This window comes from Burkholderia sp. SCN-KJ (assembly GCF_024656005.1).
Classification (GTDB): Bacteria; Pseudomonadota; Gammaproteobacteria; order Burkholderiales; family Burkholderiaceae; genus Burkholderia.
On record NZ_JANKOG010000002.1, the window covers coordinates 136,256 to 158,852 of the forward strand.

General features: G+C 66.8%; 15 protein-coding genes. 9 read left to right on the forward strand and 6 right to left on the reverse strand.

Annotated features, from left to right (window positions below; translation table 11 throughout):
- The first annotated feature begins 119 nt into the window (after positions 1–119).
- Positions 120–503 (forward strand): ATP-dependent protease, encoded by a 384-nt coding sequence (locus NQV17_RS03965; protein ID WP_124523247.1) that lies wholly within the window; start codon positions 120–122, stop codon positions 501–503.
- Between the two features lie 149 nt (positions 504–652).
- Positions 653–1,213: a hypothetical protein gene (locus NQV17_RS03970; protein WP_257769079.1), complete on the forward strand. Its 561-nt coding sequence runs from the start codon at positions 653–655 to the stop codon at positions 1,211–1,213.
- Positions 1,214–1,534: 321 nt separating this feature from the next.
- Here NQV17_RS03970 and NQV17_RS03975 read toward each other — a convergent pair whose 3' ends face one another.
- Both NQV17_RS03975 and NQV17_RS03980 read right to left on the reverse strand, forming a co-directional pair.
- Positions 1,535–2,536, reverse strand: a complete 1,002-nt coding sequence (locus NQV17_RS03975; protein ID WP_257769080.1) for an aldo/keto reductase — start codon at positions 2,534–2,536, stop codon at positions 1,535–1,537.
- A 77-nt stretch (positions 2,537–2,613) separates the two neighbouring features.
- Positions 2,614–3,591, reverse strand: a complete 978-nt coding sequence (locus NQV17_RS03980; RefSeq protein ID WP_257769081.1) for an oxidoreductase — start codon at positions 3,589–3,591, stop codon at positions 2,614–2,616.
- A gap of 152 nt (positions 3,592–3,743) precedes the next feature.
- Here NQV17_RS03980 and NQV17_RS03985 point away from each other — a divergent pair, with 152 nt between their 5' ends.
- Positions 3,744–4,625 (forward strand): AraC family transcriptional regulator, encoded by an 882-nt coding sequence (locus tag NQV17_RS03985; RefSeq protein WP_257769082.1) that lies wholly within the window; start codon positions 3,744–3,746, stop codon positions 4,623–4,625.
- A gap of 164 nt (positions 4,626–4,789) precedes the next feature.
- Here the strand turns inward: NQV17_RS03985 and NQV17_RS03990 are convergent, their stop codons facing one another.
- Positions 4,790–5,734, reverse strand: coding sequence for a LysR family transcriptional regulator (locus NQV17_RS03990; protein ID WP_257769083.1), 945 nt, complete (start codon positions 5,732–5,734; stop codon positions 4,790–4,792).
- A 138-nt stretch (positions 5,735–5,872) separates the two neighbouring features.
- On the opposite strand from NQV17_RS03990, the gene NQV17_RS03995 reads away from it, so the two are divergent.
- Both NQV17_RS03995 and NQV17_RS04000 read left to right on the forward strand, forming a co-directional pair.
- Positions 5,873–6,637 (forward strand): SDR family oxidoreductase, encoded by a 765-nt coding sequence (locus NQV17_RS03995; protein ID WP_124485304.1) that lies wholly within the window; start codon positions 5,873–5,875, stop codon positions 6,635–6,637.
- Positions 6,638–6,712: 75 nt separating this feature from the next.
- Entirely contained in the window at positions 6,713–7,504 is a 792-nt protein-coding gene (locus NQV17_RS04000; protein WP_257769084.1) for an SDR family NAD(P)-dependent oxidoreductase, read from the forward strand.
- A gap of 228 nt (positions 7,505–7,732) precedes the next feature.
- Here NQV17_RS04000 and NQV17_RS04005 read toward each other — a convergent pair whose 3' ends face one another.
- The gene (locus NQV17_RS04005; protein ID WP_257769085.1) at positions 7,733–8,647 is read right to left on the reverse strand and encodes a glutaminase; all 915 of its coding nucleotides are present in this window, start codon (positions 8,645–8,647) and stop codon (positions 7,733–7,735) included.
- Positions 8,648–8,867: 220 nt separating this feature from the next.
- Here NQV17_RS04005 and NQV17_RS04010 point away from each other — a divergent pair, with 220 nt between their 5' ends.
- Both NQV17_RS04010 and NQV17_RS04015 read left to right on the forward strand, forming a co-directional pair.
- Positions 8,868–9,578 carry a response regulator gene (locus NQV17_RS04010; protein ID WP_257769086.1) on the forward strand — a complete coding sequence of 237 codons (711 nt, stop codon included), beginning with the start codon at positions 8,868–8,870 and terminating at the stop codon, positions 9,576–9,578.
- A gap of 64 nt (positions 9,579–9,642) precedes the next feature.
- Positions 9,643–10,773, forward strand: coding sequence for an ATP-binding protein (locus NQV17_RS04015; protein ID WP_257769088.1), 1,131 nt, complete (start codon positions 9,643–9,645; stop codon positions 10,771–10,773).
- A 73-nt stretch (positions 10,774–10,846) separates the two neighbouring features.
- Here NQV17_RS04015 and NQV17_RS04020 read toward each other — a convergent pair whose 3' ends face one another.
- The gene (locus NQV17_RS04020) at positions 10,847–13,264 is read right to left on the reverse strand and encodes a patatin-like phospholipase family protein (RefSeq protein WP_257769090.1); all 2,418 of its coding nucleotides are present in this window, start codon (positions 13,262–13,264) and stop codon (positions 10,847–10,849) included.
- Positions 13,265–13,534: 270 nt separating this feature from the next.
- Here NQV17_RS04020 and NQV17_RS04025 point away from each other — a divergent pair, with 270 nt between their 5' ends.
- Positions 13,535–14,569: a rod shape-determining protein gene (locus NQV17_RS04025; RefSeq protein ID WP_257769092.1), complete on the forward strand. Its 1,035-nt coding sequence runs from the start codon at positions 13,535–13,537 to the stop codon at positions 14,567–14,569.
- A gap of 654 nt (positions 14,570–15,223) precedes the next feature.
- Here NQV17_RS04025 and NQV17_RS04030 read toward each other — a convergent pair.
- On the reverse strand, positions 15,224–15,442 hold the full coding sequence (locus NQV17_RS04030) for a hypothetical protein (protein ID WP_257769094.1): 219 nt from the start codon (positions 15,440–15,442) through the stop codon (positions 15,224–15,226).
- On the opposite strand from NQV17_RS04030, the gene NQV17_RS04035 reads away from it, so the two are divergent.
- Positions 15,435–22,535 (forward strand): autotransporter-associated beta strand repeat-containing protein, encoded by a 7,101-nt coding sequence (locus NQV17_RS04035; RefSeq protein ID WP_257769096.1) that lies wholly within the window; start codon positions 15,435–15,437, stop codon positions 22,533–22,535. The genes NQV17_RS04030 and NQV17_RS04035 overlap by 8 nt on opposite strands.
- The last annotated feature ends 62 nt before the right edge of the window (positions 22,536–22,597 follow it).

Here is a 22,597-nt window from a genome sequence, read left to right on the forward strand (position 1 = left end):
CGGTGCCTTTGCTCCGGCCCAACGGTGGCGCGAGGCGGTGTGTTGCACCGTCCGGATTCGCGGCACCTGCCCGGGTGCGGCCCGTGCGATGATGTGCCATGACCGACATGAGAGATGGAATGACGACTACCTTCGACGAAGCGACAACGGCGGCAATTGCCGCGTTCGCCCAATTGGATTTCTACACGGCTGTGCAAGCGATGCGCGCCGAGGCCGATTACGACCGCGAACTGGACCAGTGGATCTCGCGCTATATCGACGAGCACGGCGGCGGCGCGGACGATGCCGCATACGACGCCCTGCACGCGCAGGCGCAGGCAACCCCGGAATATGCGCAGTTCGTCGATGCGGTTCGCCGGGAAATCCTGGAATACTTCGGCGTGACCGACGATCAACTGGACTGGATGGTCGTGCTGCGCAATGACGACAGCGACGAGCTTTGGGCGGAAGTCAACCGGCAGCGCAGCGCGCTGGGAACCGGTGAAGTGCGCGGAGATCTCTGATCGTTGCCATCGAACGGGTCGAATCAATCGAGGACACCAACTCGGCTGGAGTCGCGAGAAAAGGCGGCATATGTCAGGAAAAAAGCGCACGGCGAGGATGATCGTTCGCTATGCTGCCTGCGACAACGCACCTACTCCAGCCGATACACATGAGCACGACTGCGCGGACCATTCTCAAAGCCATTCTGAGCATCCCCATTGCGTTTGGGCTCGCCTATCCCCTTATCCATCCCGCTGAAGGCGGAGGCGTTCTCGGCGAAATGGAGATGCTTGGGCCGGTCGGTGGCATCGTCGTCATCGCGGTTTTCCTGGCGCTGGTCTATGCCTACGCGAGCGACCTCAGGACCACCCTGAAATCGGTCAACCGAGGATCGCGTGCGGCCGAACCCAACAGCGTCTGGCTCATGTTCCTCTTGCCATACAACTTCATCGAGGACTTCTTCATTATTTCCAACGTCGCGAAGTCCCTGGAAGCGGAGTCTCGTATCAATCCGGCTCTGTCGGGTTTGCGCTCGTTCGGCTGGATCAGCGGGATCGGGTGGTGTCTTGCCCAGGTTCTTTCGCTAATACCCAATACCATTGGCTCCATCGCGGGCGGAGTTGCGGTTTTCCTCTGGGTTTGGCACTGGGTGTTCGTGCGCCGAGCGAACAGGATGCTCGCCGGCAGTCAGGTCTCCGTGGCTGCTCTACCTGGACGAACAGAATCGTAGCCCTCGTTGGAAGCCGGATCGCGTACCGCACCGCCTTCGGCGAATAGGATGGGCGGGAGTTGTGGTGCACGGCGGGGAGTTGCGAAGCAAACCCGCTCCCGAGAACAAGAGTCATGCATCTTTCAAACTTGCGCGAAATCGCAAGATGTCCGACAGGCCACAGCTCGTATACGTCGTGGCGCTGCCCTGGTTACTTACGTCGTGTTGACCACAGTCTGGCTGAGGCGCGCGCCTTCAAGGCCGGATTCTGCCGGATCAAAACCTGTCAACGTCGATCACTGCCTGCGCAAACGCTCGCGGCGCCTCCTGCGAGTTGCTGTCCTAATGACCGAGTGTGGCCATCATTCCGGACGAATAGCGCTCGCCAGCTGCAGCGCCGAACGGAGCGGCCGCATCCAGGGCGTTCATCTCGTCCTGGGTCAGCGTGATATCGACTGCGGCGACGTTTTCTTCGAGATACCTGATGCGTCGCGTTCCCGGAATGGGCACCGTTCCGGTACTCGTCACCCATGCAAGGGCGAGCTGAGACGGCATGACGCCCTTTGCTTCAGCGATCTCGGTGATGCGGTCGACCAACAGTAGATTGGACTGGAGGTTCTCTCCCAGGAAGCGCGGATCGAACCGGCGGAAGTCGGTCGGATGCAGGTTATCCAGATGCTTCAGCGCACCGGTCAAGAAGCCCCGGCCGAGCGGCGAGTAGGAGACAAAACCGATTCCCAGCTCTCGGACGGTCGCCAGCACATCGTTGTGCTCGACGCCACGCTCGAACAGGGAATATTCCATTTGGACGGCCGTGAGCGGATGAACCGCGTGGGCTTTCCGGATCGTCTTTGCCGATGCCTCGGAAAGGCCGAGGTAGCGGATCTTGCCTTCGTGCACGAGGTCGGCGAGCGCGCCGATCGTCACTTCGATCGGCGTTGCTGGATCGATGCGATGCAGGTAGACGAGGTCGATGACGTCGGTCCTCAAGCGTCGCAGCGATCCTTCGACCGACTTTCGGATATGCGACGGATCGCCCGTGACCAAGGGCTTCTCACCTTCCATGGCGAGCTTGCCGTGCTCGGTGTAGCGAAATCCTGCCTTGGTCGACAGGATGACCTTGTCGCGCTTGCCTATGAAGGCCTTGCCGAGAAGCTCCTCGTTCATGAATGGGCCGTAGACCTCCGCCGTATCAAAGAACGTCACACCGAGGTCGAGGGCGCGCATGAGGGTCGCAAGGCCTTCCTGCTCGTCGCTGGGCCCATAGGTAGTACTCATTCCCATGCACCCAAGGCCTTGCGCGCTGACCGCCATGCCTTGGCTACCGAGTGATACCGTTCGCATGTTTTTTCTCCTGGCTACGTTGCCATAGTGGTTGGTGATAAGGCGCGACTGGTTGTCCCGAGTCGCATCGAATTTGCTCAATCCAGCGTCACGCCCGTCAGTTGTTCGCTGAGCTGCCACAAACGGCCGGCGGAGACGGGGTCGATGGCACGGGGCCTGACGCCGTGCATTTCAGGGCTCCCGTCGCTGGGAAGCGCGATGGCGATGTCGCAATCGGCGCAGTAGACGCCGCCCATGCCGGCTAGTTGAGGGCTCGTCGCGCACCACACGGAGGTGGCCGCCCCCTGTCCGGGCGTCTTCTTGTTGTTTTCCGGATCAATGACCGGCTTGCCCTCGGCATCGAAGATCCGGCTCGCTTCGATCTCGGAGGGCAGCATGTGGCGCGCTAGCGGGGTGGCAATGCCACCGGGATGGACGGCGAATGCGCGCACGTTCCAGTGGCGGCCGATTGAATCCAGCGCGACGGCGAACAAGGCGTTCGCGGTTTTGGCCTGGCCGTAGGCTATCCATCGGTCGTACTCACGCCGCTCGAAATGAGGGTCGCGAAAATCGATGCCGGCGCGGCGATGTCCGTAGGAGCTCAGCGCTACGACGCGAGCCCCCTCCGCGCGCACGAGTGCGGGCCATAGCCGGCAGGTGAGTTGGAAATGGCCGAGGTGGTTGGCCGCGAACTGCATTTCGTAGCCGCGCGCATCGCGTGTCAGCGGTGCGGCCATGACTCCAGCGTTATTGACAAGCATGTCCAGCGTGTCCGTCAGCGACAGTACGCGACTGGCGAATCGGTCTATCGCTGCAGGCTCCAGCAGGTCCATCGCTTCCACGATGACGTCAGGCATGGTCGCGAGGGCTGCTTTGGCCTGGGCTGTATCGCGGGCCGGCACGATGACTCTGGCGCCTGCGGAACGAAATGCACGGACGGTCTCGATTCCGATACCTGAAGCGCCGCCGGTTACCACGACGGTCTTGCCCGTAAGATTGATGCCACGGATCACCTCGTCGGCGGTCGAGGCGGGGCCGAAGCCTGAACCGATTGGTTTTTGAGGCGTGTGCGTCATACGGTTTCCTCGTTCAATTCTGCGTTTGGGACGCTCCATTGAATCGCAGCGACCGTTCGCGGCGGTAGCGCAATGCCGCCAATCTCTTGCACAATCCTGTCAATTGATGTTTCCGGAGCGGGTGCAATGCCCTGAGGTGTTTGGAGGCAGGCTTGGACCACTTGTACGAACTTCGCGCGCTGGTCGAGCGCCATGGCGGGGAAGGCCCGACTGAAACCGCCGTTGGCGGGCTGACGCTTTATGTCGAGACGGATCTTTCGGTGGTCACCTACGTGGTCCACCGGCCGGTTTTGGCCCTAATCCTCGGTGGGGCAAAGCGGACGGTGCTCGGAGGCCGGCTATTCGACATCGTGCCGGGCGACTACGTAGCCGTGTCCGTGGACCTGCCAGCGACAGGGCAGGTCACCCTGGCGCCATACTCCGCCGTCACGCTGGACCTGGACTTGGGCATGCTCGCGAGCTTGATCGCCGAGCCAATGGCGCCACAGGGCGGCGGCGCCGGCGTGGAGGTCAACCAGGCTGGGCCCGATTTGCTTGATGCGATGTGGAGATTGGTCAGGTTGCTCGACCGGCCGGAGGACATTGCAGTCCTTGCGCCCATGATCCGGCGCGAGGTGTTCTGGCGGATTCTGCAAAGCCCGTGTGGCCCCATGGTCCGCCAGATTGCCATGGCGGACAGCCGCCTCTCGCAGGTGAGCCGTGCCATCACATGGCTGCGCACCAATTTTTCGGAGTCGGTGCGGGTCGAACGCCTGGCCGCGTTGGCAGGGATGAGCCCGGTATCTTTCCACCGCCATTTCAAGGCGGCAACCGCCATGAGCCCGCTTCAATATCAAAAGCAAATCCGCCTCCAGACCGCTCGCGCCCGGCTTTTAGCGCAACAAGGAGATGTCGCAGGCGTCGGCTTTAGCGTGGGCTATGAAAGCCCGAGTCAATTCAGCCGTGAATATGCACGCCAATTCGGAGTGTCTCCCGCGCGTGACATGGCCCGTTTCCACGGGGCAGGAGCGCGCGCCCATTGCGTTGCAGACTAGCGATGCCGTTTCTCTCGTTCGACTTTCCCCCACGGGGCGTGCGGCCCGCAACGGACACCCGTCAATAATCAAATTTGCAACGTATGGAATGCCAGAGCACGGAACGATCGCGCTCCCGCAGCCTGAATGCCCGACGATGGCGGACGCATGTTCGGGATGCGCCTTCAACGCATCGCCGGCGTGGCACCTGCCCGATTTCCGTCATCCCGGTCCCACGGCGGCACTCCACCGAACGCATCGACCAGGAAATCGATCATGACGCGCACTCTGGCGCTCAAGTGTCGGCGGCTCGGGTAGACAGCAAGTATGTCGATCTCGGGTAGGCGATACTCAGGCAACACGTGAACGAGTTTGCCTGCACGCAGATCGTCGTTGATCAGGAACGTGGGTTGCCAGATCAGCCCTTGCCCGGCGAGCGCTGCCGAGCGCGCGGTATCGCCGTTATTAGTATGCATATGGCAGTCGACCCTCACAGGATGGGTCTTGCCGTTGCCATCGATCAGTTCCCATTCGTCGCCGGTGGCCGCATATGTGTACCCGATGCAGCGATGCTCGATCAGGTCCGTCGGCGCGGTCGGATGTCCGAAGCGGGCCAGATAGGCCGGCGACGCACACAGAATGTTTCGCGATGTCGCCAGCTTGCGTGCCGCGTGGGTCGTCGAGCCGGCGCGCGAGATGCGAATGGCGAGATCGTAGCCCTCGTCGACGATATCGACGACGCGGTCGATCAGCCCGATGTCGAGTTCGATTCGCGGATATTTCTGCATGAACCCGGGCCATAGCGGCGCCAGATACAGAATGCCGAAGCTCACGGGCGCATTGATGCGCAGTCGTCCACGTGGTTCGACCGACGCGGACGACACAAGCCCCTCCGTCTCCGCAACCTCGTCGAGGATGGACTTGCAGCGGGCGTAGAGGGTCTCGCCGCCCTCGGTAAGGGACAGCGTGCGTGACGTGCGATTCAGGAGGCGCGTGCCGAGGTGCGCTTCCAGTTCATGCACGTACCGCGTGACGTTGGCCGGCGACGTGCCGAGCGCTTCCGCCGCGCGCGCGAAGCCGCCACGGCTCACCACCGTCACGAAAACCTCGAAGGCGCGAAGGCGATCCATACCAATCCTCGATCATTCACAAAAACTTAATGATAGAACCATTTTTTATGCCTTTCTGCAATCAAGACTGAAGCCTATATTGCTCTCACGGGCCAACGCATTGGGCGCTGGCCGATGCAGCGGATCAGGAGATTGAAAATGCAACGTTTGACAGGAAAAGTCGCCATCGTGACGGGTGCCAGCGCAGGTATTGGCCGCGCTACTGCAAAGCTGTTCGCGAAGGAAGGCGCCAAGGTGGTCATTGCGGCGCGGCGCGCGGCGGAACTCGAAGCGCTCGCGGCGGAGATCGCCAGCGAAGGCGGCGAAGCCGCGTATCTGGCCGGCGACGTGCAGTCGGAGGACTTCGCGAAGGCGCTGGTCGCGCTTGCAGTGAGCCGCTTCGGCCGTCTGGACATCGCCTATAACAACGCAGGTACGCTCGGCGAGATGGGCCCGACCACCGGTATTTCCGAAGCAGGCTGGAACGCCGCGCTGGCGACCAATCTGACCAGTGCCTTCCTGGGCGCGAAGCATCAGATTCCCGAAATGCTGAAGCAAGGCGGCGGATCGATCATCTTCACGTCGACCTTCGTCGGTTACTCGTTCGCGTTTCCCGGCACGGCGGCCTACGCGGCGAGCAAGGCCGGGCTGATCGGCTTGACGCAGGCACTCGCCGCGGAGTACGGCGCGCAAGGCGTGCGGGTCAACGCGGTGTTGCCGGGTGCCGTGGACACGGAGATGTATCGCGGCATGAACGACACTCAAGAATCGCAGGCGTTCGTGACCGGACTGCATGCGCTCAAGCGCGTGGCAAAGCCGGAAGAACTGGCGCGTTCAGTGCTTTATCTCGCATCGGACGATTCGTCCTTTGTCACCGGCACTGCCTCGCTGGTCGATGGCGGCGCATCGATTACGCGTACGTAAACCCGTTGGCGACATCCGGTCGTTCGAGACTCGATGTCGTCACGTCTACTTTGTCCACGGAAAAAGGAATCACTCATGAACCTGAATCTGACAGGCAAACTCGCACTGGTGAGCGGCAGCACAGCCGGCATTGGCCTCGCTATCGCCAGCACGCTGGCCCAGGAAGGCGCTCGTGTGATCGTGAACGGACGCTCCCAGTCATCTGTCGATGACGTAGTCGCGCAACTGAAAGCGGATATCGGCGGCGATGTGGCGGGATTTGCGGGCGACCTGAGTACGGCCGAAGCGGCCGACGAACTGGCGCAACGCTATCCGGGCGTGGAAATCCTGATCAATAACCTCGGCATCTTCGAGCCCAAGCCATTCGAAGAGATTCCTGACGCGGACTGGAAGCGTTTCTTCGAGGTCAACGTCCTGAGTGGCGTACGCCTCGCCCGGCTGTTCCTGCCGGCGATGAAGCAGGCCAACTGGGGGCGCATCATTTTCATTTCGAGCGAAAGCGGGGTGCAGATTCCGGCCGAAATGATCCACTACGGGGTGACGAAGACCGCGCAGATCGCGGTTGCGCGCGGGTTGGCCGAAGCCGTTGCCGGCATGGGTATCACGGTCAACAGCGTCCTGCCGGGGCCGACGAAATCGCGCGGCGTGGGCGAATTCGTGGAGACGCTCGCGAAGGCCGACGGCAAATCGTTTGAAGCGTTCGAGAAGGAATTCTTCGAGAAGGTCCGGCCCACATCGCTCATCAAGCGATTCGGCTCGCCGCAGGAAGTGGCGTCCCTCGTGGCGTATATCGCCAGCCCGCTTTCGTCGGCGACGACCGGCGCTGCGTTGCGAGCCGACGGGGGCGTGATAAAGAGCGCCTTCTAGCTGCGTGGCCGGACTTGCGCCGGCCTGTCCGAATTTTGCGCGCTCAGTGTTCCGATGCGATGAGTTGACGCGTGCGAATTGTGACGAGCGCAACGTTCGGTTTCGGGAGCGGCGAGTGTGTCCTCCGGGTCGATCGCTACCCGAGGACGCATTCCCGATTCAACCTGCAGGTGCGTGCCGAATCGATCGTCACATTTCAAAGAATGCGTTGCGCGTGAATTCGGTGCGTCAAAAAATCGACCTTTCCGTATAAGTCGTCAACCACTCCAGCGCCAACGTCCCCGCCAGCGAGTTCCCGTTCGCATCGAGCCCCGGCGCCCACACGCACACGGCCATCTCCCCCGGCAGCACCGCGACGATCCCGCCGCCGACACCGCTCTTCGCAGGCAAGCCGACGCGATAAACGAAGTCGCCCGCCGCGTCATAGGTGCCGCAGGTCAGCATCAGCGCCGACAGCCGCTTCGCCGAACTCGCGTCGACGACCCGCTCGCCGGTGACGGGCGCGACGCCCCCGTTCGCAAGAAACAGTGCGGCCTGCGCCAGCTCGACGCAGTTCATCGTGATCGCGCACTGGCGGCAATACGCGTCGATCACCGTATCGGGCGGCATCTGCATGTTGCCGAAGCTCGCCATGAAATGCGCCATCGCGCGGTTGCGTTCCGCGTGCTGCAGCTCCGACAGCGCGACGCGCGAATCATAGTCGAGGTCGGTCGCGCCGATCAGCCGCCGCACGAACTCGACGAGCGCCGTCTCGGCCCTGACGAAGCGGCGGCACAGCACGTCGGTGACGACCAGCGCGCCGGCGTTGATGAACGGGTTGCGCGGCTTGCCGCGCTCGCTCTCGAGCTGAACGAGCGAATTGAACGCGGTGCCGGACGGCTCGCGGCCGACCCGTTCCCACAGCGCGTCGCCCAGCAACTGGAACGCGAGCGTGCACGCGAACAGCTTCGAGATGCTCTGGATCGAGAAGCGCTCCCGCGCGTCGCCGACCGTATAAACGTTTCCGTCGAGCGTCACGACGGCCATCCCGAACTTGTCGGCGGGCACTTTCGCGAGCTCGGGAATGTAATCGGCGACGCGTCCCTGGCCGATCCAGGGGGCGAGTTCGGTATGGATGCGTTCGAGGATCCGCTGATAGTTCATCGCGTGCGAGGCAGGGCGGGCGGCCCGGTTTCCAAAGAGCCCGTATGGAACCGTTTCGGCGCCGGTTCGTCAAGCGCCGCAGCAATCGCACCCTTATTTCTCGGATCGGCAAACAGGCAAGCAGCGGGCGCAGTATCATGCGGTACGTTTCGACCGATGGCCGGCAGCCGGTGCAAACCTGCCGCCGCCGCGGTCTCCCCGTACGATCCGACCGTTGCCCATGCCTTTTCGCATCCTGCTCGTCGAAGACGACACCCGCCTGTCCACGCTGATCGCCGGCTACCTGCGCAAGAACGACTATGAAGTCGACACTGTGCTGCATGGTGACGCCGCCGTGCCGGCGATCCTGTCCACGCGCCCGGATCTCGTCATTCTCGACGTGAACCTGCCGGGCAAGGACGGGTTCGAGATCTGCCGCGAGGCACGCAAGCAGTACGACGGCGTGATCATCATGGTGACGGCGCGCGACGAGCCGTTCGACGAACTGCTCGGCCTCGAATTCGGCGCCGACGACTACGTGCACAAGCCGGTCGAGCCGCGCATCCTGCTCGCGCGGATCAAGGCGCAGCTGCGCCGCGTCCCCGCGCGCGCGGCCGAGGGCGCCGCGCCGCAGCCGGAGCGCTACACGTTCGGCCAGTTCTCGATCGACCGCACCGACCGCTCGGTCGTGCTGCCCGGCGGCGGCTCGCCCGACCTCACGTCGGCCGAGTTCGACCTGCTGTGGGTGCTGGTGTGCCATGCGGGGGAGGTCGTCAGCCGCGACGACCTGATGCTGCAGCTGCGCGGCGTCGAATTCGACGGGCTCGACCGCACGATCGACGGGCGCATCTCGAAGCTGCGCCGCAAGCTGCACGACGATGCAGGCAACCCGCAGCGGATCAAGACGATCCGCAGCAAGGGTTACCAGTTCAGCAAGCATGCGTGGGAATGACGCCACCCTGGCGCGAGCCCGTCGGCCGCCGCCTCCCCGCATCGCACGATAGCCGGAAGCCGCGATGATCCGACGCACCCGTTCGCATCCCGACGCAGCGCCGCTTTCCGCGCTGCGCTATGTCAAATGGCGCTGGCTGCATTTCCGCCGCGCGTGGACCGACACGCGCGCCGACCGCATTCCGAGCTGGTCGCGCCTGTACGTGCGCACCTACCTGCACCTGCTCGGCCTCGTGCTGCTGACCGCGCTGGTGCCGGCGCTCGCGCTGTGCGTGGTGCTATCGCCGGAAGTCGTGTGGCATGCGTTCGACGCGCTGCCGGGCGATATCTGGATCGTGCTCGCGTTCGTGTTCACCGCGCCCGCACTCGCCGCGTATCGGTGGATGCGGCCGGTCTGGTCGGATCTCGTGATGGTGCGCGAGCGCGCGATCGATTTCACCGGCGGGCGCTTCAACACGCGCGCACGGGAGTCGCACAGCGTGATCATCGGCCCGCTCGCGCGCACGCTGAATGCGCTCGCGATGCGCATGGAGCGGCTGATCGCCGCGCAGCGCGACCTGACGAACGGGATCTCGCACGAGCTGCGCACGCCGCTCGCGCGCGTGCGCTTCGCGCTCGAGATGCTGCGCGAGCCGGGCTCGGCCGCCGAATACCACGGTGCGCTGGAGAGCATCGCGCAGGACGTGACGGAACTCGAGGAGCTGATCGACATGAGCCTCACGTACGCGCGGCTCGAATACAGCTCGCTGCAGTCCAACCTCGAGCTGACCGCGCCGGTCGCGTGGTTCGAGCACCAGGTCAGCGACGCGCAGCTGCTGTATCCGGAGCGCGCGATCGAGTCGCGCATCGCGATCGCGTCGGACCTGCGCGTGAAGATGGACCGGCGGCTGATGTCGTACGCGATGCGCAACCTGCTGCGCAATGCGAGCAAATATGCGGCGTCGCGGATCATCGTCGGGATCGCGATCGAGCACGGCAACATCGCGATCTATGTCGAGGACGACGGGCCGGGCGTGCCGGAGAGCGAACGCGAGCGGATCTTCGACGCGTTCGTGCGGCTCGATCGCCGCACCGGCGGCTACGGGCTCGGCCTCGCGATCACGCGGCAGGTGCTGCACGCGCACAACGGCCGGATCGCGGTCGTCGATCCGGCCGAACTCGGCGGCGCGCGCTTCGAGATCAGCTGGCCGATCTAGCCGGCGTCCGGCTGCGCAAGGCGCGGGCGGTGATGCGGCGGATGCCCGGCGCCGCCATCCGCGCGCGCCGCCATCAGTATGTGCGGCCGAGCTGCAGGTAGATGTTGCGCCGGCCGCCCGGCGCGAGTGCGACACCCATGTACAGCGGACCGAACGCGGTCGACAGGCTCGTGAAGAACGTATAGCTCTGCTTGAGCGTGCCGCCGCCGACGTTCACGCCGCTCGACCACACGTTGCCGACTTCCGCGCTGGCACCGACCGACAGCGCCTTGATCGGGGACGCGTTGAACGTCATCAGCTGGTTCATGTAGGTCACGTTGCCGTACGCGAGTTCGTTGCCCGTCAGCTGGTCGGCCGCATACGCGGCCAGATGCTGGAACCCGCCGAGCGTGAAGTTGAACGCATTGATCAGGTTGGTGCCGCCGATGCTCTTGCCGCCCTCGATCGTTGCACTGACGCTGTGCCGGCCGAACTGCTGCGCGATCATCGCCTTGGCGTAGAGCTCGGTGTAAGGCCTGTTGGATGTATCGGCGAGGTTCTCCGCGGACTGGCTGTTGTGCGACCACAGCGACCGTTCGACACGGAATTCGCCGTAGTAGCCGCGGCGCGGGAACATCGGATCGTCGAGCTGATCGATGACGAGCCGCGCACGCGCGGTCAGCGCCTGCGACGTGAAGCTCGGCCAGATCAGCGTCGAGCTGCCGTCATCGAACGGGAACGGCAGGTTGTAGTTCGGCGAGCCGTGCCCGGTCGCATAGCCGATACCCATCCGGAAGTCGCCGAGCCGCGCGATCGGCAGGCCGAAGTCGAGCCCGGTGCGCGCCGTCTGCATCAGATACTTGTTCAGCTTCACTTCGCCGCTGTCGTCGTACAGGTTCACGTAGCGACGCTGGTATTCCGCATAGGGCGAAATGTACAAGCCGTATGCGGCCGGCAACGGCTGGCGCAGTTCGACGCGCGCCGACTGCAGGTCGCTGCCGATCGTCGTGTCCGCGCGGAACTCGAGGCCCGATTCGGTGAGCCACGGCCGCCGGTAGCCGACGTGCAGGCGGAAGCCGCCTTCGTCGGTCGAGCTGCTCGACATCCCGACGCCGAACAGCAGGAAATTCGGCCCCCAGTATTTCTCCCGCGCATCGATCTCGAGCACGTTCTCGTCGCCGTGGCTCACGATCTGCTGCGTCACGCTCTCGAAATTGCCGCCGGTCGTCAGCCCGAGCAGATCCTGGCTGACGGTCGCCGGATCGTAGGTGTCGCCCGGTTTCACGTGCAGCGCATCGGCGACGACGCGCTTCGGCACGCCGCCGGTCGTCTTGATCTCGATCCGCGTGATGCGGATCGGCGGCGGCAGCGGCTGCGCATGCGCGGACCGGTAGGCCGCGTACTGTTCCGGCGTGAGCGCGAGGTGCCTGAGCCGCGGCAGCGCCGCGGTCGCGGCGGCCGCGCCGGCGGCGATCGCCTGCTTCGCGTTCTGGAAATCGGTGAACGCGAGCGCGCCGAGGTCGGGCGTGAGCAGCACGTCCTGCGCGGCGAGCTGCTTGCGCTGCGACGTCACGTTCTGGCGGATCAGGATGCCGACCATCTGCTGCATCACGTCGGCCGGCGACGCGAGCGCGTCGAGCGGACGCAGCGGCGAGCCGATGTCGACGGCGATCACGACCTTCGCACCCATCTGCCGCGCGGTGTCGACCGGCAGGTTGCTGACGAGCCCGCCGTCGACGAGCGCGCGGCCGTTGATCTCGGCCGGCGCGAACAGGCCGGGCATCGCCATGCTCGCGCGGATCGCGAGCGGCAGCGAGCCGCGGTCCAGCACGACCATCTGGCCCGTCTGCAGGTCGGTCGCGACCGCGCGATACGGGATCGGCAGCTGGTCGAACGGCTGGTTGGTCGGCACGGCGGCGGTCCAGTTCGCGAGCAGCGCCTGCAGCCGGTTGCCCTGCACGAGGCCGACCGGCGCCTTCACGCCTTTCTTGCCGAAGCCCAGCGTCAGGCTGTTGATGTACAGGCGCTCGTCCTCGCGGCTGGTTTGCGGCAGGTCGGCGCGGTCGGTCACGTCGAACGCGATGTCGGCCAGGTTCACCTCCGACAGCTGCTTCTGCATCTCGTCGGCGGCCATCCCGCTCGCATACAGGCCGCCGACCACGGCGCCCATGCTCGTGCCGGCGATGCAGTCGATCGGGATGCGGTTCTCCTCGAGCACCTTCAGCACGCCCAGGTGCGCGTACCCGCGCGCGCCGCCGCCGGACAGCACGAGGCCGACCGGCGGCCGGCCGGCCGGACCGCCGTCGGCGTTGCAGGTCGAGGCGGGCGTGGCGGCGGGGGCGGCCGTCGTGGCAGGGGCGGCCGGTGCGGCGGCAGTGGCCGCCGTCGCGGTGCGCGCGGCGGTGTCGGCGGCCGGCAAGGGCTGCGCGGCAACGGTGCAGCACCACAGCGCAACGAGCGTGGCGCCGAGCCGGCGCACCCCGAGCCAGCGGAGAGAGGCGGTCGCTGTCATGGTGGAATACCTGGCGTGATCGGGCGTCGGGCGCCTGCCGGGAGCAGGCAAGACCGAGAGATTACCGTGTTTTACAAGCGCAACGCGAGCGGCCGATGCGTAGCCGCGGGCCTGCCGAAACGCGGTTTCGGCAATTTCGTCGCGAAATAATCATTGGAATTGCTTAAAGTATCGGCACGATTTGCCGCTAAGACTTCAATGGGGCGGCGAAGGTGCGCCGCGGGGATGCGGCCTGGCCGCTTCGGCCGTTTGTTCAAGAAAAGGGTAACCATGTCGACACCGCTGTTCGGAAAGTTGTTTGCGCAACCCGTTGCGATCGACCCTGGAACGGCGAGTACGCGGATTTATACGCACGAGCGTGGCGTGGTGCTGGACCAGCCGTCGGTCGTCTGCTTTCGCAAGGTCGGCGCGTCCGACGCGCGACCGACGCTCGAGGCGGTCGGCGAACTCGCGAAGGCGCTGCTCGGCCGCGAGCCGGGGCATCTCGAGGCCGTGCGGCCCATGCGGCACGGCGTGATCGCCGATGCGCACGCCGCCGAACAGATGTTTCGCCGCTTCATCGACATGTCGCGCACGCGCTCGCGCTTCAGCCGCCGCGTCGAGGTCACGCTGTGCGTGCCGTCGGATGCGACGGCGGTCGAGCGCCGCGCGATGCGCGAGGCGGCGTTCGCGGCCGGTGTATCGGACGTCGAACTGATCGAGGAAGCGCTCGCCGCCGCGCTCGGCGCGGGCCTGCCGGTGACCGAGCCGGTCGGCTCGATGGTCGTCGACATCGGCGCCGGGACGACCGAAGTCGCGGTGATCGCGCTCGGCGGCGTCGTCTATCGCGAGGCGATCCGCGTCGGCGGCAACCAGTTCGACGCGGCGATCGTCAATCACGTGCGCAACCTGTACGGCGTGCTGCTCGGCGAGCAGACTGCCGAGCGCGTGAAGGAGACGATCGGCTCGGCCACCAGCGCCGTGCCGCGCGCGTCGACGCGCGCGATCGGGCGCAGCGTCAAGGACGGCCTGCCGCGTTCGATCGAGCTGTCCAACCACGATGTGGCGGACGCGCTGGCCGCGCCGCTCAAGCAGGTGATCGGCGCGGTGAAGTCGGTGCTGGAAAACGCGCCGGCCGAACTCGTGACCGACATCGCGCATCGCGGCGTGGTGCTGACGGGCGGCGGCGCGCTGCTCGCGGATCTCGAGCGCCTGCTGCGCGACGAGACCGGGCTGAGCGCGCGGATCGCCGACGAGCCGGCCACCTGCGCGGTGCGCGGCGCCGGGGAGGCGATGGGGCGGCTCGCGATGTGTCCGGTGGATTGACGCCGGCCGGGCAGGCCCGTTGATGTTCGTTGATGTCCGCTGAAAATTCTTCGAACCCCGAAGCTCCGGCATGCCGAACATCGCCCGGCTGCTCCGGACGCGCTCGACACGCCGTGTCGACCGCGGTGCCTGGCCATGCGCGAGCGGGCCGTGGCAGCATGCCGGGCCGCGTGCCGTGCAAGCCGGCGGCACGCTTCTCCTGAAGTCCGATACCTTTGAACCCGCGTTTCTAGCGGGGCCGCGCGGCAGGGAGTCGATTGACCTTGCGGCTTTCATTTTTCATTTCAAGGCGGCGGAATCATGTGCGCCATATTCGAAAGCGCTCTGCAAGTGTGTTGAGAATCCATGCTCTCAATCTTTTAAATAAAATGGGTTCGGATTATTTGCGCCGCCTGCCGCCGTCATCATTTAATTGAGTCGCGAAAAATCCGGCTGGCTATTAGTATGAATTATCGGTGTTTTCACTGATCTCGTGGTGCAGGCAGCTTTGCCTGGTATGACGGAATGACCGAAAGATCCTTTTAATCCGATCGTTTAACGCAATCTAACGAGTAAAAAATACGTACTCGATCGACCTCGCTCCGATAACCAAACATCGACTGGAAAACCCTGTTTATTTGATATAGCCTTGTCTGACAAAAAGCAGGGCGGTAATCAAATCAACCAGAAAGTCGCTGCATAAGAACAGGGGGCCACGATCATGTCGTCCGGTTGATTTTGCGTTCGCAAACGAGAATCGATTAACCCGCAGTTCATCCACGAATAGACCGACGTCGTTCCGCGACCGCCGGAGGGCACGCTTGCGTCCCGGATTTTCCGCCGCCGCCGGATCGATTCACCGGCCATGCCGAGCACGAGGGGAAGCATGAACATTGCGCATTCGAAGAAGAGCGGAGAGCCGTTTCCGAAATTCCTGTTGCCGACGGGCGTCTTCCTGGCCTTGTCCGGCGCGGGCATCGTCCCCGCGTACGCGACCTGCAGCACGGCAGGCACCACGGTGACCTGCACGGGCGTCGCGAATCCGCTGGCGCCGAGCTATGCAAACAGCGCCAACAACCTGAACGTCACTGTCAACCCGGGCGCGAGCGTCGGCGTGCTGCTGGGCGTCGGCGGCACCGCGATGTCGCTGACCGGCAACAACAACACGCTGACCAACAACGGCACGATCGACCCGTCCGCGCTCGGCTCGGGGCTCGGCGTGCTGTCGAGCGGCGCGGTGCTCGGCAATGCGTCGGCGAGCAACACCACCGTCACCAACAACGGCACGATGAACGGCTCGACCGGGGTCGCGATCAGCGGCGTGACCGGCATGGCGCTATCGGTCCAGAACGGCACCGGCGGCACGTCGACCATCAACAACACCGGCACGATCGGTTCGAACCCGCTGGTCGGCGCGACGCTGTCCGGCGCGGATGCGCCCGTGGTCGCCGCATACGGCGGCGGCACCGTCAACATGACGAACAGCGGCACGATCAACGGCCGCGTGTCGCTCGCCACGAACGGCACGCCCGGGGGCGGCAACACGTTCACCAACTCGGGCACGATCAACGGCAGCGTGTCGATGGGCGCGAACAGCACCAACACGTTCAACGCGGTGACGGGCTCGTCGGTCAACGCGGCGGGCGGCACCGGCGGCGCGTTCAACATCACGGTCGGCCCGAACACGCTCAACGTGGCGGCGACGGGGATCGTCGACGGCGGCGCGGGCGGCAACAACACGCTGAACCTGCAGCAGGGCACCTCCGCGAACGGCACGATCGCGATCAACAACTACATCAACTTCAATCACCTCGACGTCGCGAGCGGCAACTGGACGATCAACGGCGCGTCGACCGTGCAGGACGCGACGCTGTCGAGCGGCGGCGTCGCGATCATCAACGACAACGCGTCGCTCGGCACCGGCACGATCACGGCCAACGGCGGCGCGCTGCAGGCGGGCACTGCCGGGCTCAACGTGTCGAACAACGTGACGCTCGGCACCGGGCTGACGGTGCAGGGCGCGACCGGGCTCACGTTGTCGGGCACGGTGTCGGGCAGCGGCGCGCTGACGAAGAACGACGGCGGCACGCTGGCGCTGTCGGGTGCCAATACCTATACGGGCGGCACGAACCTGAACGGCGGCAACCTCGTGGTCGGCAACAACGGGGCGCTCGGCACCGGCGCGGTGAACGTCAATGCGTCGGCGTTGCTCGACACGAGCACGAACGTCACGCTGAACAATGCGGTCAATCTCAACAACAGCGCGACGCTGACGCTCGGCGGCAGCAACAGCCTCGGGCTGTCCGGCACGATCAGCGGAAACGGCGGCCTCGTGAAGAACGGCTCCGCGACAGCCACGCTGACGGCCGCGAACACCTACACGGGCGACACGACGATCAACAGCGGCACGCTCGCACTGAGCGGCGCCGGCAGCCTCGCGGCGACCGGCACGGTGAACCTGACCGGCGCGGGCGCGACGTTCGACCTGAGCGGCGCGTCGGGCGCGCAGACGATCGGTGCGCTGGCGGGAGCGGCCGGCACGAACGTGGACCTCGGCAGCAATTCGCTGACGCTCAACGGCACCATCAACGCGACCTACGCGGGCACGATCGGCGGCTCGGGCAGCGTGACGCTGTCCGGCCCCGGGACGCAATCGCTGACCGGCACGAACGTCTACACCGGCGGCACGAACCTGAACGGCGGCAACCTCGTCGTCGGCAGCAACACGGCGCTGGGCTCCGGCGCGGTGAACGTCAACGGCTCGTCGACGCTCGATGCGACCACCAACGTATCGCTCGCGAACGGCATCAACGTCGCCACCGGCACGACGCTGACGCTGGGCGGCAGCACCGATCTCGGGCTCGGCGGCACGATCTCCGGCGGCGGCGGGCTCGTGAAGAACGGCGCGGCGGCGCTGACGCTGAGCGGCGCGAACAATTACACGGGCGGCACGACGCTGAACGCCGGCGCCCTCGTGCTCGGCAACGCCGCGGCGCTGGGCACCGGCACGCTGACCGTCGGCGGTGCGGCGACGCTCGATGCGAATACGAGCCTGTCGGTCGCCAACGCGATCGATCTCGGCACGAGTGCGGCGCTCACGCTCGGCGGCAGCAATGCGCTCGCGCTGGGCGGGGTGATTTCCGGCGCCGGCGCGCTCGTGAAGGACGGCGCGGCGACCGTGACGCTGACGGGCGCGAACACCTACACGGGCGGCACGACGATCAATGCCGGCACGCTGGCGATCGGCGCGGGCGGCAGCCTGGCGGCGACCGGCACGATGAATCTTGCGAACGCGGGCGCGGCGCTCGACCTGAGCAATGCGTCGGGCGCGCAAACGCTCGGCGCGCTGTCGGGCGTCGCGGGCACGAACGTGAATCTCGGCGCGAACGCGCTGACGCTGGGCGGAACGGCCAGCGGCACGTTCAGCGGCGTAATCGGCGGCACCGGCAGCCTGACGCTGGATGGCACCGGCACGCAGACGCTGAACGGCGCGAGCACTTATTCGGGCGGCACGAACCTCAATAGTGGCGGACTGGTGCTCGGCAACGCCGCGGCGCTGGGCACCGGCACGCTGACCGTCGGCGGTGCGGCGACGCTCGATACGAATACGAGCCTGTCGGTCGCCAACGCGATCGATCTCGGCACGGGTGCGGCGCTCACGCTCGGCGGCAGCAACGCGCTCGGATTGGGCGGCGCGATTACCGGTACGGGCGCGCTCGTGAAGAACGGCGCGGCGACGACCACGCTGACGGGCGCGAACACCTACACCGGCGGCACGACGATCAACGCGGGCACGCTCGCGATCGGCGCAGGCGGCAGCCTTGCATCGACCGGCGCGATGAATCTCGCGAACGCGGGCGCGACGCTCGACCTGAGCAATGCGTCGGGTGCGCAAACGCTCGGCGCGCTGTCGGGCGTGGCCGGCACGAACGTGAATCTCGGCGCGAACGCGCTCACGCTCGGCGGAACCGCGAGCGGCACGTACAGCGGCGTAATCGGCGGCACCGGCAGCCTGACGCTGGCCGGCACCGGCACGCAGACGCTGAACGGCGCGAGCACTTATTCGGGCGGCACGAACCTCAATAGTGGCGGACTGGTGCTCGGCAACGCCGCGGCACTCGGCACCGGCGCGCTGAATGTCGGCGGTTCGGCGACACTCGATACGAACACGAACCTGACGGTGGCGAATGCAATCGGTCTCGGCGCGGGCGCGACGCTCACGCTCGGCGGCAGCAACGCGCTCGGATTGGGCGGCGCGATTACCGGTACGGGCGCGCTCGTGAAGGAGGGCGCGGCGACGACCACGCTGACGGGCGCGAACACCTACACCGGCGGCACGACGATCAACGCGGGCACGCTCGCGATCGGCGCAGGCGGCAGCCTCGCATCGACCGGCACGATGAACCTCGCGAACGCGGGCGCGACGCTCGACCTGAGCGGCGCGTCGGGTGCGCAGACGCTCGGTGCGCTGTCGGGCGTGGCCGGCACGAACGTGAGCCTCGGCGGCAACGCGCTGACGCTGGGCGGAACCGCCAGCGGCACGTTCAGCGGCGTGATCGGCGGCACCGGCGGACTGACGCTCGCGGGTACCGGCACGCAGACGCTGTCCGGCGCGAACACATATACGGGCGGCACGACGATCAACGGCGGCAGCACGCTGGCGCTGGGCGCGGGCGGCAGCCTCGCGGCGAGCGGCACGGTGAATCTCGCCGGCGCGGGCGCGACATTCGACCTGGGCAGCGCGTCCGGTGCGCAGACGATCGGCGCGCTGACCGGCGCGGCCGGCACGAACGTGAATCTCGGCGCGACTGCGCTGACGCTGAGCGGCAACGGCAGCAACACCTTCGGCGGTGCGATCGGCGGCACCGGCAGCCTGACGCTGGCCGGCACCGGTACGCAGACACTGACGGGCGCGAACACGTACACCGGCGGCACGACGATCAACGCCGGCACGCTGGCGCTGGGCGCGGGCGGCAGCCTTGCGTCGAGCGGCGCGGTGAACCTGGCCGGCACGGGCGCGACGTTCGACCTGAGCGGCGCAACGGGCGCGCAGACGATCGGCACGCTGACCGGCGCGGCGGGCACGAGCGTGAACCTCGGCGGCAACGCGCTGACGCTGAACGGCAGCACCGCCGGCACATTCGGCGGGACGATCGGCGGCAGCGGCGGCGTGACGGTCGCGGGCGTCGGCACGCAGACGCTGACGGGCGCGAACACGTACACCGGCGGCACGACGATCAACGGGGGCAGCACGCTCGCGCTCGGCGCGGGCGGCAGCCTCGCCGCGGGCAGCACGGTGAACCTGGCCGGCACGGGCGCGACGTTCGACCTGAGCGGCGCCGCAGGCGCGCAGACGCTCGGCACGCTGACCGGCACGGCCGGCACGAACGTGAACCTCGGCGCGAATGCGCTGACGCTGAACGGCAGCGGCAACGGCACGTTCGGCGGCGCGATCGGCGGCACCGGCGGCGTGACGCTCGCGGGCACCGGCACGCAGACGCTGACGGGCGCGAATACGTATACCGGCGGCACGACGATCAACGGCGGCAGCACGCTCGCGCTCGGTTCGGGCGGCAGCCTCGCGGCGAGCGGCGCGGTGAATCTGGCCGGCGCGGGCGCGACGTTCGACGTGAGCGGCGCAACGGGCGCGCAGACGATCGGCGCGCTGTCGGGCGCGGCGGGCAGCACCGTAAACCTCGGCGCGAACGCCCTCGCGCTGAGCGGTAGCGGCGCCAGCACGTTCGGCGGGACGATCGGCGGCAGCGGCGGCGTGACGCTCGCGGGCAGCGGCACGCAGACGCTGACGGGCGCGAACACCTACACCGGCGGCACGACGATCAACGGCGGCAGCACGCTCGCGCTCAGCGCGGGCGGCAGCCTCGCGTCGACCGGCGCGGTGAACCTCGCCGGCGCGGGTGCGACGTTCGACGTGAGCGGCGCAGCGGGTGCGCAGACGATCGGCGCGCTGTCGGGCGCGGCGGGCAGCACCGTGAACCTCGGCGCGAATGCGCTGGCGCTGAACGGCAGCGGCGCCAGCACGTTCGGCGGGACGATCGGCGGCACCGGCGGCCTGACGGTCGCGGGCACCGGCATTCAGACGCTGACCGGCAGCAACACCTATACCGGCGGCACGACGATCGCATCGGGCGGCACGCTGCAGCTCGGCAACGGCGGCACGTCGGGCAGCGTGGTCGGCAATATCGTCGACAACGGCGCGCTGATCTTCAACCAGTCCGCGAACGTGACGCTCGCGAGCGTGCTGTCCGGCACCGGTTCGCTGACCCAGGCCGGCAGCGGGCAGCTGACGCTGACCGGTACCAGTACGCTGAGCGGCCCGACCACCGTCGCGGCGGGTACGCTCGCGATCGACGGTTCGCTCGGCCAGTCGACCGTGACCGTGCAGAACGGCGCGACGCTGACGGGCACCGGCACGGTTGGCGGCCTCGTCGTGCAGGGCGGCGCGCTCGCGGCCGCGTCGCAGCCGGGCGCGGCGCTGAACGTGGCCGGCAATGTCACGTTCCAGCCGGGCTCGACGCTGCAGGTCGCGGTGACGCCGCAGCAGGCCGGCAGCATCGCGGCGGGCGGCACGGCCACGCTGAACGGCGGCACCGTGCAGGTGCTCGCGAACCAGGCCAGCTACCAGCCGACCACGAAGTACACGATCCTCAGCGCATCGGCGGGCGTGCAGGGCACGTTCAGCCAGGTGAATTCGAACTACGCGTTCCTGATGCCGACGCTCAGCTACGATCCGGACCACGTGTACCTGCAGCTCGTCGCGAACGGCACGGCGCTGCCCGATGTCGCGGCGACGCCGAACCAGCGCGCGGTCGCGACCGCGATCGGTGGGCTCGGCGCGGGCAACCCGCTCTACGACACGGTGCTGACGACCGATGCGGCCACCGCGCGGCGGGCCTACGGGATGCTCGACGGGGAACTGCAGGCGAGCCTGAAGAGCATGCTGCTGCTCGACAGCCGCTACGTGCGCGAAGCCGTGACCGATCGCGTGCGCCAGGGCCTCGCGCCCGGAGCGGGGCCGCTCGCCGCGCTGTCGTCGGGCGGTGCCGCGCTGTGCGGCGACAACACGGCGGGCGCGACCGATCCGACGCTGCCGCCGGAACGCCGGATCGGTTCGCGCGCAGGTTGCTACGGCGGCACGCCGTATCAGCCGGTGGTCTGGGGGCAGGCGTTCGGCGGCCGCAGCCGGCTCGCGGGCGACGGCAACGCGTCGACGATCAACCGCAGCATGACGGGCTTCATCGCCGGTGCCGACATGGCGCTCAACGACCAGTGGCGTGCCGGTCTCGCCGCGGGCGTCACGCACAGCTCGCTCGACAACGACCAGAGCGCGTCGGCGTCGGTCAACAGCTACTACCTGTCGCTGTACGGCGGCGCGCAGTACGGTGCGCTCGGCGTGCGCGGCGGCGCGTCGTACACGTGGTACCGCATCAACAGCGACCGCAATCCGGGCTTCGCGGGCTTCTCCGATCACGATTCGGCCGGCTACAACGCGCATTCCGCGCAGGTGTTCGGTGAAGTCGGCTATGCGCTGCCGGTCGGGCCGGTCGCGCTCGAACCGTTCGCGGGTCTTGCCTACGTGAACCTGCATACCGACGGCTATACGGAAACCGGCGGCGCGGCCGCGCTGCAGGCCGGCGGCCAGACGACCCACGTCGGTTTCTCGACGCTCGGCGTGCGCGCGGCCTCGCAGCTCGGCATGCTCGCGAGCGGCACGTTCACCGCGCGCGGGACGGTCGGCTGGCGGCATGCGTTCGGCAACGTGCGGCCGTCGTCGGCGTTCACGTTCGCGAACGGCGGCACGTCGTTCCAGGTGTCGGGCGTGCCGATCGCGCGCGACAGCGCGGTGCTCGAAGCGGGCATCGACGCGACCATCACGAAGCGCCTGACGCTCGGTCTCACGTTCAGCGGCCAGTACGGCAGCGGCGTGCGCGACAACGCGGTGCTCGGCAACATCCTGTGGAAGTTCTGACCGGCGCCTGAGGTGCCTGTGCGCGATCCCGATGCGACGGCAATGCCCGCATCGGGGTCGCG

Coding starts and splice junctions, on each gene's coding strand:
- NQV17_RS04025 (WP_257769092.1), top strand. CDS start 13,535: ATGTCGACACCGCTGTTCGGAAAGTTGTTTGCGCAACCCGTTGCGATC.
- NQV17_RS04015 (WP_257769088.1), top strand. CDS start 9,643: ATGATCCGACGCACCCGTTCGCATCCCGACGCAGCGCCGCTTTCCGCG.
- NQV17_RS03980 (WP_257769081.1), bottom strand. CDS start 3,591: ATGACGCACACGCCTCAAAAACCAATCGGTTCAGGCTTCGGCCCCGCC.
- NQV17_RS03965 (WP_124523247.1), top strand. CDS start 120: ATGACGACTACCTTCGACGAAGCGACAACGGCGGCAATTGCCGCGTTC.
- NQV17_RS04010 (WP_257769086.1), top strand. CDS start 8,868: ATGCCTTTTCGCATCCTGCTCGTCGAAGACGACACCCGCCTGTCCACG.
- NQV17_RS04000 (WP_257769084.1), top strand. CDS start 6,713: ATGAACCTGAATCTGACAGGCAAACTCGCACTGGTGAGCGGCAGCACA.
- NQV17_RS04005 (WP_257769085.1), bottom strand. CDS start 8,647: ATGAACTATCAGCGGATCCTCGAACGCATCCATACCGAACTCGCCCCC.
- NQV17_RS03995 (WP_124485304.1), top strand. CDS start 5,873: ATGCAACGTTTGACAGGAAAAGTCGCCATCGTGACGGGTGCCAGCGCA.
- NQV17_RS03990 (WP_257769083.1), bottom strand. CDS start 5,734: ATGGATCGCCTTCGCGCCTTCGAGGTTTTCGTGACGGTGGTGAGCCGT.
- NQV17_RS04030 (WP_257769094.1), bottom strand. CDS start 15,442: ATGTTCATGCTTCCCCTCGTGCTCGGCATGGCCGGTGAATCGATCCGG.
- NQV17_RS04035 (WP_257769096.1), top strand. CDS start 15,435: ATGAACATTGCGCATTCGAAGAAGAGCGGAGAGCCGTTTCCGAAATTC.
- NQV17_RS03970 (WP_257769079.1), top strand. CDS start 653: ATGAGCACGACTGCGCGGACCATTCTCAAAGCCATTCTGAGCATCCCC.
- NQV17_RS03975 (WP_257769080.1), bottom strand. CDS start 2,536: ATGCGAACGGTATCACTCGGTAGCCAAGGCATGGCGGTCAGCGCGCAA.
- NQV17_RS04020 (WP_257769090.1), bottom strand. CDS start 13,264: ATGACAGCGACCGCCTCTCTCCGCTGGCTCGGGGTGCGCCGGCTCGGC.